Annotated in this window: 15 protein-coding genes; 11 read left to right on the top strand and 4 right to left on the bottom strand. The window is 70.4% G+C overall.

The window, feature by feature from the left end:
* Positions 1-166 precede the first annotated feature (166 nt).
* Positions 167-646: a DUF3093 domain-containing protein gene (locus HCJ93_RS26170; RefSeq protein ID WP_167998293.1), complete on the bottom strand. Its 480-nt coding sequence runs from the start codon at positions 644-646 to the stop codon at positions 167-169.
* Between the two features lie 58 nt (positions 647-704).
* On the opposite strand from HCJ93_RS26170, the gene HCJ93_RS26165 reads away from it, so the two are divergent.
* From HCJ93_RS26165 to HCJ93_RS26140, 6 genes are all read left to right on the top strand, one after another.
* Positions 705-1289: a PaaI family thioesterase gene (locus HCJ93_RS26165; protein WP_167998292.1), complete on the top strand. Its 585-nt coding sequence runs from the start codon at positions 705-707 to the stop codon at positions 1287-1289.
* Positions 1286-1837 (top strand): dUTP diphosphatase, encoded by a 552-nt coding sequence (gene dut / locus HCJ93_RS26160; protein ID WP_167998291.1) that lies wholly within the window; start codon positions 1286-1288, stop codon positions 1835-1837. The genes HCJ93_RS26165 and dut overlap by 4 nt, the downstream gene beginning before the upstream one ends.
* A 1-nt stretch (position 1838) precedes the next feature.
* On the top strand, positions 1839-2594 hold the full coding sequence (locus HCJ93_RS26155; protein WP_167998290.1) for a DUF3710 domain-containing protein: 756 nt from the start codon (positions 1839-1841) through the stop codon (positions 2592-2594).
* 202 nt (positions 2595-2796) lie between these two features.
* Positions 2797-3489 carry an ABC transporter ATP-binding protein gene (locus tag HCJ93_RS26150; protein WP_167998289.1) on the top strand — a complete coding sequence of 231 codons (693 nt, stop codon included), beginning with the start codon at positions 2797-2799 and terminating at the stop codon, positions 3487-3489.
* A gap of 267 nt (positions 3490-3756) precedes the next feature.
* Entirely contained in the window at positions 3757-4155 is a 399-nt protein-coding gene (locus HCJ93_RS26145; RefSeq protein WP_167998288.1) for an OB-fold nucleic acid binding domain-containing protein, read from the top strand.
* Between the two features lie 3 nt (positions 4156-4158).
* A complete protein-coding gene (locus HCJ93_RS26140) occupies positions 4159-4911 on the top strand; it encodes a DUF3159 domain-containing protein (RefSeq protein ID WP_167998287.1) in 753 nt (250 codons plus the stop codon).
* A gap of 196 nt (positions 4912-5107) precedes the next feature.
* Here the strand turns inward: HCJ93_RS26140 and HCJ93_RS26135 are convergent, their stop codons facing one another.
* Complete coding sequence (locus HCJ93_RS26135; protein WP_167998286.1) at positions 5108-5785, bottom strand: potassium channel family protein; 678 nt, start codon at positions 5783-5785, stop codon at positions 5108-5110.
* Positions 5785-6456 (bottom strand): potassium channel family protein, encoded by a 672-nt coding sequence (locus HCJ93_RS26130; RefSeq protein WP_167998285.1) that lies wholly within the window; start codon positions 6454-6456, stop codon positions 5785-5787. The genes HCJ93_RS26135 and HCJ93_RS26130 overlap by 1 nt, the downstream gene beginning before the upstream one ends.
* 418 nt (positions 6457-6874) lie before the next feature.
* Here HCJ93_RS26130 and HCJ93_RS26125 point away from each other — a divergent pair, with 418 nt between their 5' ends.
* From HCJ93_RS26125 to HCJ93_RS26110, 4 genes are all read left to right on the top strand, one after another.
* Complete coding sequence (locus HCJ93_RS26125; RefSeq protein ID WP_167998284.1) at positions 6875-7828, top strand: adenosine kinase; 954 nt, start codon at positions 6875-6877, stop codon at positions 7826-7828.
* Positions 7829-8309: 481 nt separating this feature from the next.
* Complete coding sequence (locus HCJ93_RS26120) at positions 8310-10367, top strand: APC family permease (protein WP_167998283.1); 2058 nt, start codon at positions 8310-8312, stop codon at positions 10365-10367.
* 193 nt (positions 10368-10560) lie between these two features.
* Positions 10561-11889 carry a class I SAM-dependent RNA methyltransferase gene (locus HCJ93_RS26115; protein WP_167998282.1) on the top strand — a complete coding sequence of 443 codons (1329 nt, stop codon included), beginning with the start codon at positions 10561-10563 and terminating at the stop codon, positions 11887-11889.
* 558 nt (positions 11890-12447) lie between these two features.
* Positions 12448-13344 (top strand): DUF5655 domain-containing protein, encoded by an 897-nt coding sequence (locus tag HCJ93_RS26110; protein WP_167998281.1) that lies wholly within the window; start codon positions 12448-12450, stop codon positions 13342-13344.
* Positions 13345-13457: 113 nt separating this feature from the next.
* On the opposite strand, the gene HCJ93_RS26105 is transcribed toward HCJ93_RS26110, so the two are convergent.
* Complete coding sequence (locus HCJ93_RS26105) at positions 13458-13775, bottom strand: nucleoside triphosphate pyrophosphohydrolase (RefSeq protein WP_167998280.1); 318 nt, start codon at positions 13773-13775, stop codon at positions 13458-13460.
* 87 nt (positions 13776-13862) lie between these two features.
* Between HCJ93_RS26105 and HCJ93_RS26100 the strand changes: the two genes are divergently transcribed.
* Positions 13863-15305, top strand: a complete 1443-nt coding sequence (locus HCJ93_RS26100) for a DNA phosphorothioation-associated putative methyltransferase (protein WP_167998279.1) — start codon at positions 13863-13865, stop codon at positions 15303-15305.
* The last annotated feature ends 45 nt before the right edge of the window (positions 15306-15350 follow it).

Below are 15350 nucleotides of genomic sequence, written 5' to 3'. Positions count from 1 at the left end.
TCGTCCCGCCGGGTCAGCCGGACCGGCCGTCACCGTGCCGCCGAGCGCAGGCGGCCGGCCGTCACCGTTCCGTCGAGCGCAGCCGGCTGCCACCGTCCCGCTGGTCTACCGCCGGCCGCTCCCGTCGCTCCGGTCCGGTTCCCGGCTCACCGGCCCGGGCGCCGGCTCACTCGCCCGTCCGGTCCGCCGCCGCGGACCTGGCCGCTCGGAGGGCCTCTGCCAGGCGCTCGGGTTCGCGGGTGGAGAGGAAGACGTACGGAGTCGGGTCGTCGGGGTCGGTGACGTCGATGCGGAGGGCTCGGGGGATGTAGGCGCGCAGCAGCATGAAGGAGCGCGGGTCGGCCTTGTACGTGCGCCAGGCGCGGGCCTCCTCCGGGTCGAGGATCTCCGGTTCGCCGAGGGCGGTGACCGGGATCTTGGCCTCGCCGGCGATCAGGTGGCCGCCGACGACGCGGATGCGTACCGAGCCGTAGGAGCTGGCCGCGACGGCCGTCACGGCGGTGCCCGCGGCCAGGCCGGCGAGCATCGGGAGGGTCCCGAGCGGCAGCAGGATCAGCCCCAGTGACACCCCCGCCAGGAAGCAGATCAGCCACCAGGAGCGGGGAGCGGTCAGGCGTTCTTCGTAGGAGGCGGCGGAGAGCTGCATGGAGCCAAGCTTGACACGGTGTCCGGGCCGCGCCGACTCGCGGGTAAGGTCTGCGCCTGTGAGAGGTACTTCCCCAGCTCTTCAGCCCCCGGCCGACGCCGTGAAGCCCGTCCGCCATCCCGACGCGCCCGCACCCGGCGAGCTGCTCGGCGCGCACTACGGCCAGTGTTTCGGCTGCGGCGACGAACAGGCCCACGGCCTGCACCTCCAGGCACGCGCCGGCGAAGGCGTGTCGATCACCGCCGAGTTCACCGTGCAGCCCGCCCACCAGGGCGCCCCCGGCCTCGCCCACGGCGGTGTGCTCGCCACGGCCCTGGACGAGACGCTCGGCTCGCTCAACTGGCTGCTGCGCACCATCGCGGTGACCGGCAGGCTGGAGACCGACTTCGTCCGCCCCGTCCCGGTGGGGACCACGCTGCACCTCTCGGCCGAGGTGACCGCGGTGGCGGGACGGAAGATCTACTCCACCGCGACCGGACGCATCGGCGGCCCCGACGGCCCCGTCGCCGTCCGCGCCGACGCCCTGTTCATCGAGGTCAAGGTCGACCACTTCATCGACCACGGCCGCCAGGAGGAGATCCAGGCCGCCATGAACGACCCGGACCAGGTCCGGCGGGCCCGCGCCTTCGAGGTGAACCCGTGACCCTCGACGTGCTCCTCCGCCGTATCGACCCGGACGTACCCCTTCCGGCTTACGAGCACCCCGGTGACGCGGGCGCCGATCTGCGCACCACCGAGCCCTGCGAACTGGCCCCCGGCGAGCGGGCCGTGCTGCCCACCGGGGTGTCGGTCGCCCTGCCCGAGGGGTATGCCGCCTTCGTGCACCCGCGGTCCGGCCTGGCCGCCCGCTGCGGTGTGGCCCTGGTGAATGCCCCGGGGACGGTGGATGCCGGGTACCGTGGAGAGATCAAGGTGATCGTGGTGAATCTCGACCCGCGCGAGACCGTGCGGTTCGAGCGCTTCGACCGGATTGCCCAACTGGTCGTCCAGCAGGTCGAGAGGGTGCGCTTCGTGCCGGCCGCGGAGCTGCCCGCGTCGGCCCGGGCCGAGGGGGGCTTCGGGTCCACCGGCGGTCATGCCGCCGTGGAGGCCGGGGAAGGCGTAAGCGGTTCAGACGGTCAGGCCGCCGTGAGCGGCACAGCGGGTGGGAATAGATACGCTTCGGTCGTATCCGACCGGGAAGGACAGTGACGTGTTCGGACGTCGCAAGAAGAGGGTTGCCGCCGAGGACGCGGCCGGCGAGGCCGAGCAGGTCGTCGACGGTGTCGACAGCGAGGCGGAGGAGGCCGAGGCCGAACGGCTGAGGCTGGAGCCCGCGCCACGGCCCGACGGGCCCTGGGACGTCTCCGAGGTCAGCAACCCCGGCGAGGGCCGGGTCGACCTGGGCGGCCTGTTCGTGCCGGGCGTCGACGGCATGGAGCTGCGCGTCGAGGTCGCGGGCGACGCGATCGTCGCCGCCACCGTGGTGCTCAACGACAGCGCCATCCAGCTGCAGGCCTTCGCGGCACCCAAGCGTGAGGGCATCTGGACCGAGGTCCGCGAGGAGATCGCGGCCGGCATCACCCAGCAGGGCGGCATCATCGACGAGGTCGAGGGCCCGCTGGGCTGGGAGCTGCGGGCCCAGGTGCCGGTACAGCTGCCGGACGGCACCGGCGGCTCCCAGGTCGTGCGGTTCGTCGGCGTGGACGGCCCCCGCTGGTTCCTGCGCGGAGTGATCTCCGGCCAGGGCGCGGTGCAGCCGCAGGCCGCCGGGCTGCTCGAGCAGATCTTCCGGGACACCGTGGTGGTGCGCGGCGACGGCCCGATGGCGCCCCGCGACCCGATCGTCCTCAAACTGCCCAGCGACGCCCAGATGGTGCCCGAGGGCGTCCAGCAGGAGGAGGGCTCCCGCTTCTCGGGCGGCATGGGCCAGCTGCAGCGCGGCCCGGAGATCACCGAGGTCCGCTGATCCGGCGTATCGCGCCCGGACCGTACGGTCCGGGCGGGGCTGCGTCCGGCCCCGAGCACAGCCGTCGCCGAGGGCCGTCCCGACCGGGGCGGCCCTCGCCGCATGCGTGCGCTGTGCCCTCGTCGCCTGCGTGCGCACTGTTGATCGCCGGGCCGGTCGGCGGAGATACTGTCGGCCGGTTCCGAGGGGGAGGGGCGGGCGGATGACACAGGTGGCCACCGAGACGATGGTGCGCGTCGAGGACGTGCACAAGTCCTACGGCACCGGGGCCGCCGCGGTGCACGCACTGCGCGGCATCTCCTTCGAGGTCCCGCGGGGCGAACTGGTCGCCCTCAAGGGCCGCTCGGGCTCCGGCAAGACCACGCTGCTCAACATCGTCGGCGGCCTGGACTCGCCCGACCGGGGCCGGGTCACCGTGGACGGGCTGGACATCGCCGGTCTCGACGAGGACGGGCTGCTGGCGCTGCGCCGGGACCGGATCGGCTTCGTCTTCCAGTCCTTCGGGCTCATCCCGATCCTCACCGCCGCCGAGAACGTCGGCGTCCCGCTGCGGCTGCGCCGCGCCGACCCGCGCGAGCGCGAGGAACGCGTCGAACTGCTGCTCTCCCTGGTGGGCCTCGCCGACCACGCGGCCCAGCGGCCCGGCGAGCTCTCCGGCGGTCAGCAGCAGCGCGTCGCCATCGCCCGCGCCCTGGCCAACAAGCCCTCGCTGCTGATCGCCGACGAGCCGACCGGCCAGCTGGACGCGGACACCGGCCACGCGGTGATGGAACTCCTGAAGGCCGTGGTGCGCAGCGAACAGGTCACCGCCCTGGTCGCCACCCACGACCCCGCCCTGCTCGACCTCGCCGACCGCGTCCTGGAACTCCGCGACGGAGAAGTGATCGCCCACTGACAGCCGCACCGGGGCGCCCGGATCTGCGCGCCGCCCGGTGATCGAGTCGCCGCTCGTGCACCTGCCGTGACCGTGAGTCGCCTTCCGGGGGTGCCGCGTCACATCCGCGGGACGGACCCGCCGAGGACCGGAGAGGGTCCGGACCCCCAGGCGCCGCGCGGAAGGGGAGGTCAGGGCGGTGCGGGGCGATCATGGCCGACAAGGGCCGGTTCGATGCGCTGCGGCAGAGGGTACGTAACCGTCAGTGGCCCCCGGTACGCTTCAGACATGAGTGCTGTTCCTCGATCCGAGAAGCCGGCAGGCCGGTTCCGGCGCATGCTCGACCGGCTCTCCTCGTCGCAGGAGGACCTGGAGTCCGAGGAGCTGCGTGAAGACGCCGAGACCGCTGGATGTACGCGGATAGGTGACTGCCAGGACCGGCAGATCGTGACGGTTACTGGTACCTTGCGCACGGTCACGCTGCGACCGCGCGCCGGAGTCCCGGCCTTGGAGGCCGAACTGTTCGACGGCTCGGGCGCCCTGGACGTGGTGTGGCTCGGCCGGCGCTCCATCAGGGGGATCGAACCGGGCCGCAAGGTGATCGCATCGGGCCGGATCTCGATGAGCCGGGGCCGCCGGGTGCTGTTCAATCCGAAATACGAACTCAGACCCCTCGGACGGGAGTAGCCGGTGACGTCTCTCGACAAGCCGACAACCGAAGACACATCCGCCGACGACGCCCGGGCGGTGACCGAGGCCGCCTTGTTCGAGGCGTTCGGCGGAGTGCGGGGCATGGTCGAGACGGTGCTGCCCGGGCTTCTGTTCGTCAGCATCTACACGGTCAACAAGGACCTGCACATGTCGGCGATCGCGGCGCTCGCCGTGTCGCTGGTGCTGGTCGTGGTCCGGCTGGCCATGAAGGACACCGTCAAGCACGCCTTCAGCGGCGTCTTCGGTGTCGGCTTCGGCGTGGTCTTCGCGATGATGACCGGCAACGCGAAGGACTTCTACCTCCCCGGCATGCTCTACACGCTGGGCCTCGCACTCGCCTACATCGTCACCGCGATGGCCGGGATCCCGCTGATCGGCCTGATGCTGGGGCCGATCTTCCGGGAGAACCTCTCCTGGCGCACCCGCAACCCGGGCCGCAAGAAGGCGTACACCAAGGCCAGTTGGGCCTGGGGGCTGATCCTGCTCGCGAAGAGCGCGATCCTCTTCCCGCTGTACTGGTGGGCGGACACCACCCAGCTGGGCTGGGTGCTGGTCGCCCTGAAGATCCCGCCGTTCCTGCTCGCGGTGTATCTGACCTGGGTTTTCCTGGCCAAGGCTCCGCCGCCGATCGATGTCTTCGCCGAGATGGAGGCGCGGGAGCGGGAGCAGGAAGCGCAGGAGGCGGCGGCCACCGCCGCGGAGCCGGGAGGCCGGCACCGCAGGGAGGACTGACCTCCCGGGGCGTGGGCAGGCAGCTTGCGTGCACGAGCACGCGCCGGCGCGCGGGAACCGAGTCCGCGCACGAAACGCGACCCGCGCACGAGCCCGAGAAGGGGCGCCCTGGACTCCAGGGCGCCCCTTCTCACGTCGTACATGCTCTCGCGCGGGTGCGCGTCCGCACGCCGTACGTGGCGCGTCCGCCGGCAGCTCAGTCCGCGTCCGGCTTTCTCCGCACCGACAGCAGATCCTCCAGCTGCTCCTCCCTGGCCTGGGCCGCCACGAAGAGCAGCTCGTCGCCGGCCTCCAGGGAGTCCTCCCGGGTCGGGGTCAGCACCCGGGTGCCCCGGATGATGGTGACCAGGGAGGTGTCCTGCGGCCACTGCACATCCCCGACCTGGGTGCCGGCCAGGGCCGACTCCTCGGGCAGGGTCAGCTCCACCAGGTTGGCGTCACCGTGGCTGAAGCGCAGCAGGCGGACCAGGTCGCCGACGCTGACCGCCTCCTCCACCAGGGCCGACATCAGACGCGGGGTGGAGACGGCGACGTCCACGCCCCAGGACTCGTTGAACAGCCACTCGTTCTTCGGGTTGTTGACCCGCGCCACGACCCGCGGCACGCCGTACTCGGTCTTGGCGAGCAGCGAGACGACCAGGTTGACCTTGTCGTCGCCGGTCGCGGCGATGACCACGTTGCAGCGCTGGAGCGCGGCCTCGTCCAGGGACGTGATCTCACAGGCGTCGGCCAGCAGCCACTCCGCCTGCGGGACCCGCTCGACCGAGATCGCGGTCGGCGCCTTGTCGATCAGCAGCACCTCGTGGCCGTTCTCCAGCAGCTCGCCCGCGATCGAGCGGCCGACGGCACCGGCCCCGGCAATGGCGACCCTCATCAGTGACCGCCCCCTTCTTCGGGTCCCTTGGCGAAGGCCGCCTCGACCCGGTCGATCTCGTCGGTGCGCATCATCACGTGCACCAGGTCACCCTCCTGCAGCACCGTCTGCGAGCTGGGCAGGATCGCCTCGCCGAGCCGGGTCAGGAAGGCCACGCGGACACCCGTCTCCTCCTGCAGCCTGCTGATCCGGTGGCCCACCCAGGCCGGGGAGGTGTGGACCTCGGCGAGCTGCACCCCTCCGGTGGGGTCGCGCCACAGCGGCTCGGCGCCCGAGGGCAGCAGCCGGCGCAGCATCTGGTCGGCCGTCCAGCGCACCGTGGCGACGGTGGGGATGCCGAGGCGCTGGTAGACCTCCGCGCGGCGGGGGTCGTAGATCCGGGCGGCCACGTTCTCGATGCCGAACATCTCGCGGGCCACCCGGGCGGCGATGATGTTGGAGTTGTCCCCGCTGGAAACGGCGGCGAAGGCACCGGCCTCCTCGATGCCCGCCTCGCGCAGGGTGTCCTGGTCGAAACCGATCCCGGTGACCCTGCGGCCGCTGAAGGTGGAGCCCAGACGGCGGAAGGCGGTGGGGTCCTGGTCGATCACGGCGACCGTGTGGCCCTGTTCCTCGAGGGTCTGAGCCAAGGCGGAACCCACCCTTCCGCAGCCCATGATGACAATATGCATCGCGTCACACCGTGCTTCCTGCAGGCCCGTCGACCTTCATGACTTTCGTGCTCATGTCTCTCTTTCGGCTCGCCAGGCTGGTCTTCCCACACGTCGCGGCGCAGGCCGCCAGGCAACATCATGCCGGGGGATCACGGTCCTGACGCCCTCCGGGGCCCGGCAGCCGTGTATCGCGTGCCCGAGTCCAACGTATCCGTACCGTTCGCGTCCCGCCGTGACACGATGTCCGCCGGGTCGGACCGGTTGCGGACGGGCTGGACGGCCCGGTCCCGCCGGGCGGCACCGGGTGCGGGCAGCACCCGGGCGGGACCGGGAGGACCGGTTCGGGTGTCGGCCGCGCGCGGACCGGGAGGGCCGGGTCCGGACGGCACCGGGCGGCGAGGCCAAGCGAGGCCCGGCGAGACGAGAGGAACCGCAGATGACGGCCGAGGTCGACGTGCTGGTCCTGGGAGGTGCCGGCGTGGACACCATCGTGCACGTGCCCGAACTGCCCGTGCCGTTCGCCGACAGCCTCATGATCAGGCCCGGCATCGTCACCCGCGCCGGGCAGAGCGGTGACTTCGTCGCCCTGGCCGCCGCCGCCCTCGGCCTGCGCACCCACCATCTGGACCTGGTCGGTGACGACCACGAGGGCGACCTCGTCCGCGCCCTGCACCGCGACCACGGCATCCCGCTCACCGCCGTCCCCCAGCCGCGCGGCACCAAGCGCGCGGTGAACCTCGTCGGCCCCGACGGCCGGCGGCTCTCCCTCTACGACGCGACCCGCGCCGCGGACACCGACCCGCTGCCGGAGGAGACGGTACGGAAGCTGGCCGCCGCCAGCCGGCACGCCCATGTCGTCATCACCCAGCCCTGCGCCGCCGCGCTGCCCCTGCTGCGAGCCTCCGGCCCGACGATCTCCACCGACCTGCACGACTGGGACGGCGTCAACCCCTACCACGAGCCCTTCGCCCTCGCCGCGGACCTCGTCTTCCTCTCCGCCGCCGCCCTCACCGACCCCGAGCCCGTGATGCGCTCCCTCACCGAACGGGGCCGGGCCAGGACGGTCGTCGCCACCGCCGGAGCCGAGGGCGCGTACCTCCTGGCCGACGGCGAGCCGACCCATGTCCCCGCCGCCGAGCCGCCCGGTCCGGTCGTGGACTCCAACGGCGCCGGCGACGCCTTCGCGGCGGCGTTCCTGTACGGCTGGCTGCGCGGGGAACCCGCCGAGCGGTGCGCCCGCTACGGCACGGTGGCCGGGGCGTACGCCTGCACCGTCCCGTCCACCCGGGTGGACAGCATCACCCGCGCGGAACTGCACGCGCGTCTCACCGAGTTGACCGAGGACCGGCAGATCAACCGGCAGATCAACCGGCAGATCAGCGGCGCGTGATGCTGCGCACGCTCGCCAGCGCGAGCAGCCCGAGGCCGAGCAGGGCGACCGCGGCGCCGATCAGTTCCGCACCCGAGTGCATGGGACCTCCCAGGAGGGACGCCGTGGCCCGGCCCGGACGGGCGGGCGGAGCCCGGCGTTCGTCGCATGGTGATCGTCGTGATCGTCGTGATCGTCATGAAGCAGTACGGAGCCCGTCACGGCATGACTCAGTCACGACTGTCACGGCATGACTCAGTCACGACTGTCACGACAGGACTCCGTCCCGCCGGGCACGGCAGGACTCCGATACGACCGGCACGGCACTCCGTCTCGACGTCATGGCGGGCCCCGTCATAGAGGCATGAAAGCGGCCCGGCGTGCGCAATCCGCGGCCCCGCCGGGGCCGTGTTTCACCCGGTGAGCAGAGGGCGGGCGGAGCCGTTCGGATCTGGGGTGGCGGTTGGGCGTGCCTGTGTGCAAAGGCTTACGATCCTCTGTTGTGTCCAAACTGACCGACGTGCCCAAACGGATCCTGATCGGGCGCGCACTGCGCAGTGACCGGCTGGGCGAGACCCTCCTCCCCAAGCGCGTGGCACTGCCCGTCTTCGCCTCCGACCCGTTGTCCTCCGTGGCCTACGCGCCCGGCGAGGTACTGCTGGTCCTGTCCGTCGCGGGCCTGTCGGCCTACCACTTCAGCCCCTGGATCGCCGCCGCGGTCGTCGTGCTGATGCTCACCGTCGTCGCCTCCTACCGGCAGAACGTGCACGCCTACCCGAGCGGCGGCGGCGACTACGAGGTGGCCGGCACCAACCTCGGCCGCAGGGCCGGGCTGACCGTGGCCAGCGCCCTGCTGGTCGACTACGTCCTCACCGTCGCCGTGTCGATCTCCGCCGGCATCGAGAACCTGGGCTCCGCCGTCCCCTTCGTCGTCGAGCACAAAGTGGCCTGCGCCATCGGCGTGATCGTGCTGCTGACCCTGATGAACCTGCGCGGAGTCAAAGAGTCCGGCACCCTCTTCGCCATCCCCACCTACGTCTTCGTCACCGGCATCTTCGCCATGATCGCCTGGGGCGCCTTCCGCGGTCTTGTGCTCGGCGACGAGATGCGCGCCCCCACCGCCGACCTCGAGATCGAACCGGAGCACCCCGGACTCGCCGGTTTCGCCCTCGTCTTCCTGCTGCTGCGCGCCTTCTCCTCCGGGTGCGCCGCGCTCACCGGAGTGGAGGCCCTCTCCAACGGAGTCCCGGCCTTCCGCAGGCCCAAGGCGAGGAACGCGGCGACCACGCTGGCCCTGATGGGCCTGCTCGCCGTCACCATGTTCTGCGGGATCATCGCCCTGGCCGCGGTCACCAAGGTCCGCATGGCCGAGAACCCCGCCGAGGACCTGCTGCGCGACGGCACCCCGGTCGGCGCCGACTACATCCAGCACCCGGTGATCTCCCAGGTCGCCGAGGCCGTCTTCGGACACGGCTCGGTCCTGTTCATCCTCCTCGCCGCGGCCACCGCGCTGGTCCTCTTCCTCGCCGCCAACACCGCCTACAACGGCTTCCCCCTGCTCGGCTCGATCCTCGCCCAGGACCGCTACCTCCCGCGCCAGCTGCACACCCGCGGCGACCGGCTCGCCTTCTCCAACGGCATCGTGCTGCTCGCCGGAGCCGCCGGACTGCTGGTCTGGGTCTACGGCGCCGACTCCACCCGGCTGATCCAGCTCTACATCGTCGGCGTGTTCGTCGCCTTCACGCTCAGCCAGTCCGGCATGGTCCGGCACTGGAACCGCCTGCTGGCCACCGAGACCGACAGGACCGCCCGCCGGCACATGATCCGCTCCCGGGCCATCAACGCCTTCGGTGCCTGCCTGACCGGCCTGGTCCTGGTCGTCGTGTTGGTCACCAAGTTCACCCACGGCGCCTGGGTCGCCCTGCTCGGCATGTGCATCTTCTACGGGACCATGACGGCGATCCGCCGCCACTACGACCGCGTCTTCGAAGAGATCGCCGCCCCGGAGGCCCCCGGCGACGACATGGTGCGCCCCTCCCGGGTCCACTCCGTCGTCCTGGTCTCCAAGATCCACCGGCCCGCCCTGCGCGCCCTCGCCTACGCCAAGCTGATGCGCTCCGACTCCCTGGAGGCGCTCACCGTCAACGTCGACCCGGAGGAGACCAGGGATCTGCGCGAGGAGTGGGAGCGGCGCGGCATCGACGTACCGCTGAAGGTGCTGGACTCCCCGTACCGGGAGATCACCCGGCCGGTCATCGAGTACGTCAAGTCGCTGCGCAGGGAGTCACCCCGCGACGTGGTCTCGGTGATCATCCCCGAGTACGTGGTCGGCCACTGGTACGAACACCTGCTGCACAACCAGAGCGCGCTCCGCCTCAAGGGCCGGCTGCTGTTCACGCCCGGTGTGATGGTCACCTCCGTGCCGTACCAGCTGCGCTCCTCCGAGGCCGCGAAGCGGCGCGCCCGCAAGCGCCAGGAGTGGACGGCTCCCGGCTCGGTCCGCCGCGGCCCGGCCGAGCGCACCAAGGAGACCCCGGCGAACAGCCGGTCCGACACCTAGCCCCGGGCCTCCGGCGTTCGCTCCTCACCCACACCCGGGCGCACCCGGCGCGGACCTCCGTGTCACCCACGTAGACTGGTGGGCTGTTGTCGCGGACGCGCGGACTCGCGGACCCTCGGGGTTGCCGGGGACCGCCCGCCCGGCCCGCGACCGGCCAGGCCCAACCCTCTCGACGTAGTGGAGTCACCCCGCCATGCAGGCAGAACCGAGGAAATCGCTGGTGGGGGAGGAGTACGAGGTCGAGGTCGGCCCCGTCGCCCACGGAGGCCACTGCGTGGCCCGCACGCCGGAGGGTCAGGTGCTCTTCGTCCGGCACTCCCTGCCCGGTGAGCGCGTCGTCGCCCGCGTCACGGAGGGCGAGGAGGGCGCCCGCTTCCTGCGCGCCGACGCCGTGCGAGTGCTGGAGGCCGCAAAGGACCGCATCGACCCGCCCTGCCCCTACGCCGGCCCCGGCCGCTGCGGCGGCTGTGACTGGCAGCACGCCAAGCCGGGCGCGCAGCGGCGGCTGAAGGGCGAGGTCGTCGCCGAGCAGCTGAAGCGGCTGGCCGGGCTCACGCCGGAGGAGGCCGGCTGGGACGGCACCGTGGTGCCCGCCGAGGGCGACAAGGTGCCCGCGGGCGAGGTCCCGGCCTGGCGGACCCGCGTCCAGTACGCGGTCACCCCGGACGGCCGGGCCGGGCTGCGCCGGCACCGCTCGCACGAGGTCGAGCCGATCGACCACTGCCTCATCGCCGCCGACGGCATCAGCGAACTCGGCATCGAGAAGCGCGACTGGACCGGCATGGACTCCGTCGAGGCGATCGCGGCGACCGGCTCCCAGGACCGCCAGGTGGTGCTGACCCCGAAGCCCGGCGCCCGGCTTCCCCTGGTCGAACTGGACCGTCCGGTGTCCGTACTGCGCGTGAACGAGCGCACCGGCGGCATCCACCGTGTGCACGGCCGCCCCTACGTCCGTGAACGCGCCGACGGCCGCACCTACCGGGTCGGCGCCGGCGGCTTCTGGCAGGTCCACCCGAAGGCCGCCGACACCCTGGTCACCGCGGTCATGCAGGGCCTGCTGCCGCGCAAGGGCGACATGGCGCTCGACCTGTACTGCGGTGCCGGCCTGTTCGCCGGTGCCCTGGCCGACCGGGTCGGCGAGTCGGGTGCGGTGCTCGGCATCGAGTCCGGCAAGCAGGCGGTGGAGGACGCGCGGCACAACCTCGCGGACTTCCCGCGGGTCCGCATCGAGCGGGGCAAGGTCGAGTCGGTTCTGCCGCGTACCGGCATCACCGAGACCGATCTGATCGTCCTCGACCCGCCCCGTGCCGGCGCCGGCCGCAAGACCGTCTCCCTGATCTCCACCCTCGGCGCCCGCCGCATCGCCTACGTGGCCTGCGACCCGGCCGCCCTGGCCCGGGACCTGGGCTACTTCCGGGACGGCGGATACCGGGTGCGGACGCTGCGCGTGTTCGACCTGTTCCCGATGACCCACCACGTTGAGTGTGTCGCGATCCTTGAACCGGCCGCGAAGGGCTCCTGACCTGCGGTTTTATGCGCGCGCATTATGTGCGGTGTGGGCGTTACGGGCGATATCTTGACGCTGAAATGACGCTCGTGACGCTCATTTGACGCTCGTTCTGATGGGCTGTCAGGGCCGCTTGCGTTGCTGCTCAGGCGCTCTGGCGGCCACGCCGTCGGGGTAGGCTGGCCGCATAGGTCTGATCGAAGGTGCGCTGATATGGGTGGCGTGCGCTAACGCAGAACTGCACGAGCTGGTGGAGACCACGTAGCGGAGGCGGAGCAGAGCTAGCGCCGGAGTGCCGCAACCCCCGTACTGCAGCCAGGTGGCGAGCTCACGAGTCTTCTGAAGCGGGCTGCCCGGACACCCGCCGACGACATGACGTTGGACGCGGGGCAACGAGTGTCTCTGGTGCGCGCTGCACGATCAGCGTCAGCGGGGCCCGACTGGAGCGTCTCGGCTGGGCGCGACCCCGAGCGGTCGGACCACCAGTACACCTCCTTCAGGCAAATTAACTCCCGTTGCGGAAACAAATCTCTGCTTGCCCGGCGTTGTCGATCTCTGATGCGACAAACGGGGGTGGTCGGCTTGAAGCTGTTCCGTACGGACACAACGAAACGCGGCGTGACTGAGGTCACGCCGCGCCTTGCTGAGATCGAAGCAGATGTGCAGAGCCTCGTTGAGGCGCACATGGAGATGCTGCTGGGCGTCCGGTTCCTGGCGAGCGAATACAGCACCGGGCCGGTGCACGCCGGCCGGATCGACTCTCTCGGGCTGGATGAGAACGGGGCTCCGGTCATCGTCGAGTACAAGCGTGGTGTCGACGCAGGTGTCATCAACCAGGGCCTGTTCTACCTGGCATGGCTCATGGACCACCGCGCGGAGTTCGAGCATCTGGTCCGCGACCGGCTCGGGGCCCGGGCCGCGGCCCACGTGCTCTGGGGCAGCCCGAGGCTGATCTGCATCGCCGGGGATTTCACCCGCTACGACGTGCACGCCGTGCGCGAGCACCGGCGCAGCATCGACCTGGTCCGCTACCAACTCTTCGGTACGGACCTGCTCGGCCTCGAGACTGTGGCCTCCGTCAGTGGCGGGTCGCCGACCGTACGACGGTTCCGCGGACTGCCGGCTGCGGCGGCAGTGGACGATGGCCAGCGCATGGCGCTGGACGAGCTGGCGCAAGCGCTGGACGAGACACTGCTCGGCCTCGGGGACGGCGTGAACCGCGTTCAGCGAAAGACCTACCGGGCGTATCAGCGCCTGCGGAACTTCGCCTGCGTGTGCCCGCCCCAGAAGTCCAAGCTCGTCGTCTACCTCAAGGTCGATCCGAAGGAGACCGACCTGGTACCCGGCTTCACCCGCGATGTGACAGGGCTCGGCCACCACGGGACGGGTGATCTGGAGGTGCGGCTTCGCACCCCACGGGATCTGGATCGAGCACAGGACCTGTTCCGTGCCAGTTACGCCGCAGCCTGACAGGCCAAGGGCAGCGTATTAGCACGAGGTGCTCGGGTTGTGATCCTTCCGTGGCGCCTATCGACCTGGTGGGTATGTGCTGGCAGTGGACCCGATTGAGCCCGATCTGTAGATCACCGGTTTCCCGTCCAGACGATCCGACGTGTGAAACCGCCTCTCTCCCGTTCCTTTGCCTGGCGCAGTTCTTCTAGCGCTACCGAGTCGATGCCGAGGCTCATAGCGAGGGCATGCACGACTTCCAAGACGTCGACAAGCTCGCCTAGGGCAGCAGCGTCGTCCGCTGATAGAAACTCGGCGACTTCTTCGGTCAGCTTTTCTCGGAGCCTTCTGTGGTATTCGTCGGGTGAGGCAACGTATGTGATCGGCTCGCGCCCCTCGGCTGTGATGATTTCAGGGATCTGGTCCCTTACCAACTTGCCGTAAGTGCCCATTTGCTGCCTCTCTGGATCTAGGAGGACGTGCCAGCGTAGGGTGCGGTGAAGTCGTAGCCGGCAGGTCCGTTGTATCGAGGGACACCGATGACACAACAGCTCTGGGGAAGTCAGCGACATCACACGGCCATCGGCCGAGCCAGACTCTCGCTTCCCGCTCGCCGTGCCCTCGGCGATCTCCAGTTGCGGCCTGGGATGGCAGTCCTGGACTACGGGTGCGGGCGCGGTGGCGATGTGCGCGCACTTCAGCATCTTGGCCTTGACGTCACGGGCTGGGACCCGGTGCATTTCCCGGAAGGGCAGCGTCGGCCGGCTGACGTCGTACTTCTCACTTATGTGCTTAACGTCATCGAGGACCCCACAGAACGGCGGCGGACGCTCCTGCGAGCCTGGGAGCTGGCTGGCTCCGTGCTGGTGGTGTCTGCGCGGTTGCGCTGGGAGCGCAACCAGATCAAGGGGATCGAGTACGGTGACGGCATCCTCACCCAGCGCCGGACATTTCAGCACCTTTACGCCGCGGGAGAGCTCCGGGACTATGTCGAGGAAGCCACGGGCGTGCGCTGCTTGTCAGCGGCGCCCGGCATCGTCTACGCCTTCAAGGACGACTCGGCACGCCTCAGCTACCTGGCCCGACAGATCGCGCCGGATGGCGAGTGGTTGGCATCCGAGGACACCGCGTCGGCGATCAGTGCGGTCGTCGCCCACTTGGAACAGCGCGGCCGGATGCCGCAGCTGGAGGAAATGCCGCAGCCGATCATTAGCCTCCTCGGTCACCTCCGTCCCGCCGAGCTGAAGCGCCTTGCCGAGCAGGAAGCGGACCCCGTGAAGGTGGAACGCGGTGCAGAACGGGCTGCTCTCGACACGCTGCTCTTCCTCGCCGTCGAGTTGTTCCATGGCCGAGGCCCGGCAAGCAGTCTGCCACTTCCCGTCCAGCTCGACATCCGCGCCTTCTTTCCGTCGTACACGGAGGCATGCAAGCGGGCAGACCGCCTGCTGTTCAAGCTGCGCGATGACGCCTACGTCCGCCGAGCCATGAACGGGTCTATCGCCGGAAAGTTCACAGCCACTGCTCTGTACGTCCACCGCCGCGCTCTCCATCGCATCCCGACCGTGCTGCGCCTGTACGAGCAATGCGCCAGCATCGCCGCCGGCCGGCCTGGCGAGTGGTCGGTCGTGAAACTCCGCCACCAAGGCCGAGGCGTCAGCTGGCTCGACTACCCGGAGTTCGACACGGACCCGCACCCCCGACTGGCCGCTTCCTACGCCGTCGACTTGAGGACCCTCAAGTCCTCCTTCACTTCTTACGCAGACTCAGTCAACCGCCCACTTCTGCATCGCAAGCACGAGTTCCTGGCCGAAGATGACCCGGACGTGCCGAAGTACCGGCGTCTGACAGAAGCCGAGGTCCGTGCCGGCCTGTACGAGAGTCCCCACCTGATCGGAACGGAGGAAGGCTGGGAACGCGAACTGGCCCGATGTGGCAGAGAGTTGAGGGGACACCGGTTGGTGCGGCGTCCCGACTGCACCTGAAGCCGTCGCATCGGCCACAGAGGCCCTCAGCTCGGTCAGTGTTGT

Source organism: Streptomyces composti (assembly GCF_012034205.1).
Lineage (GTDB): Bacteria > Actinomycetota > Actinomycetes > Streptomycetales > Streptomycetaceae > Streptomyces > Streptomyces composti.
Note: the sequence above shows the minus strand (reverse complement) of the source record. Positions and strands in the feature narration are given on the sequence as shown.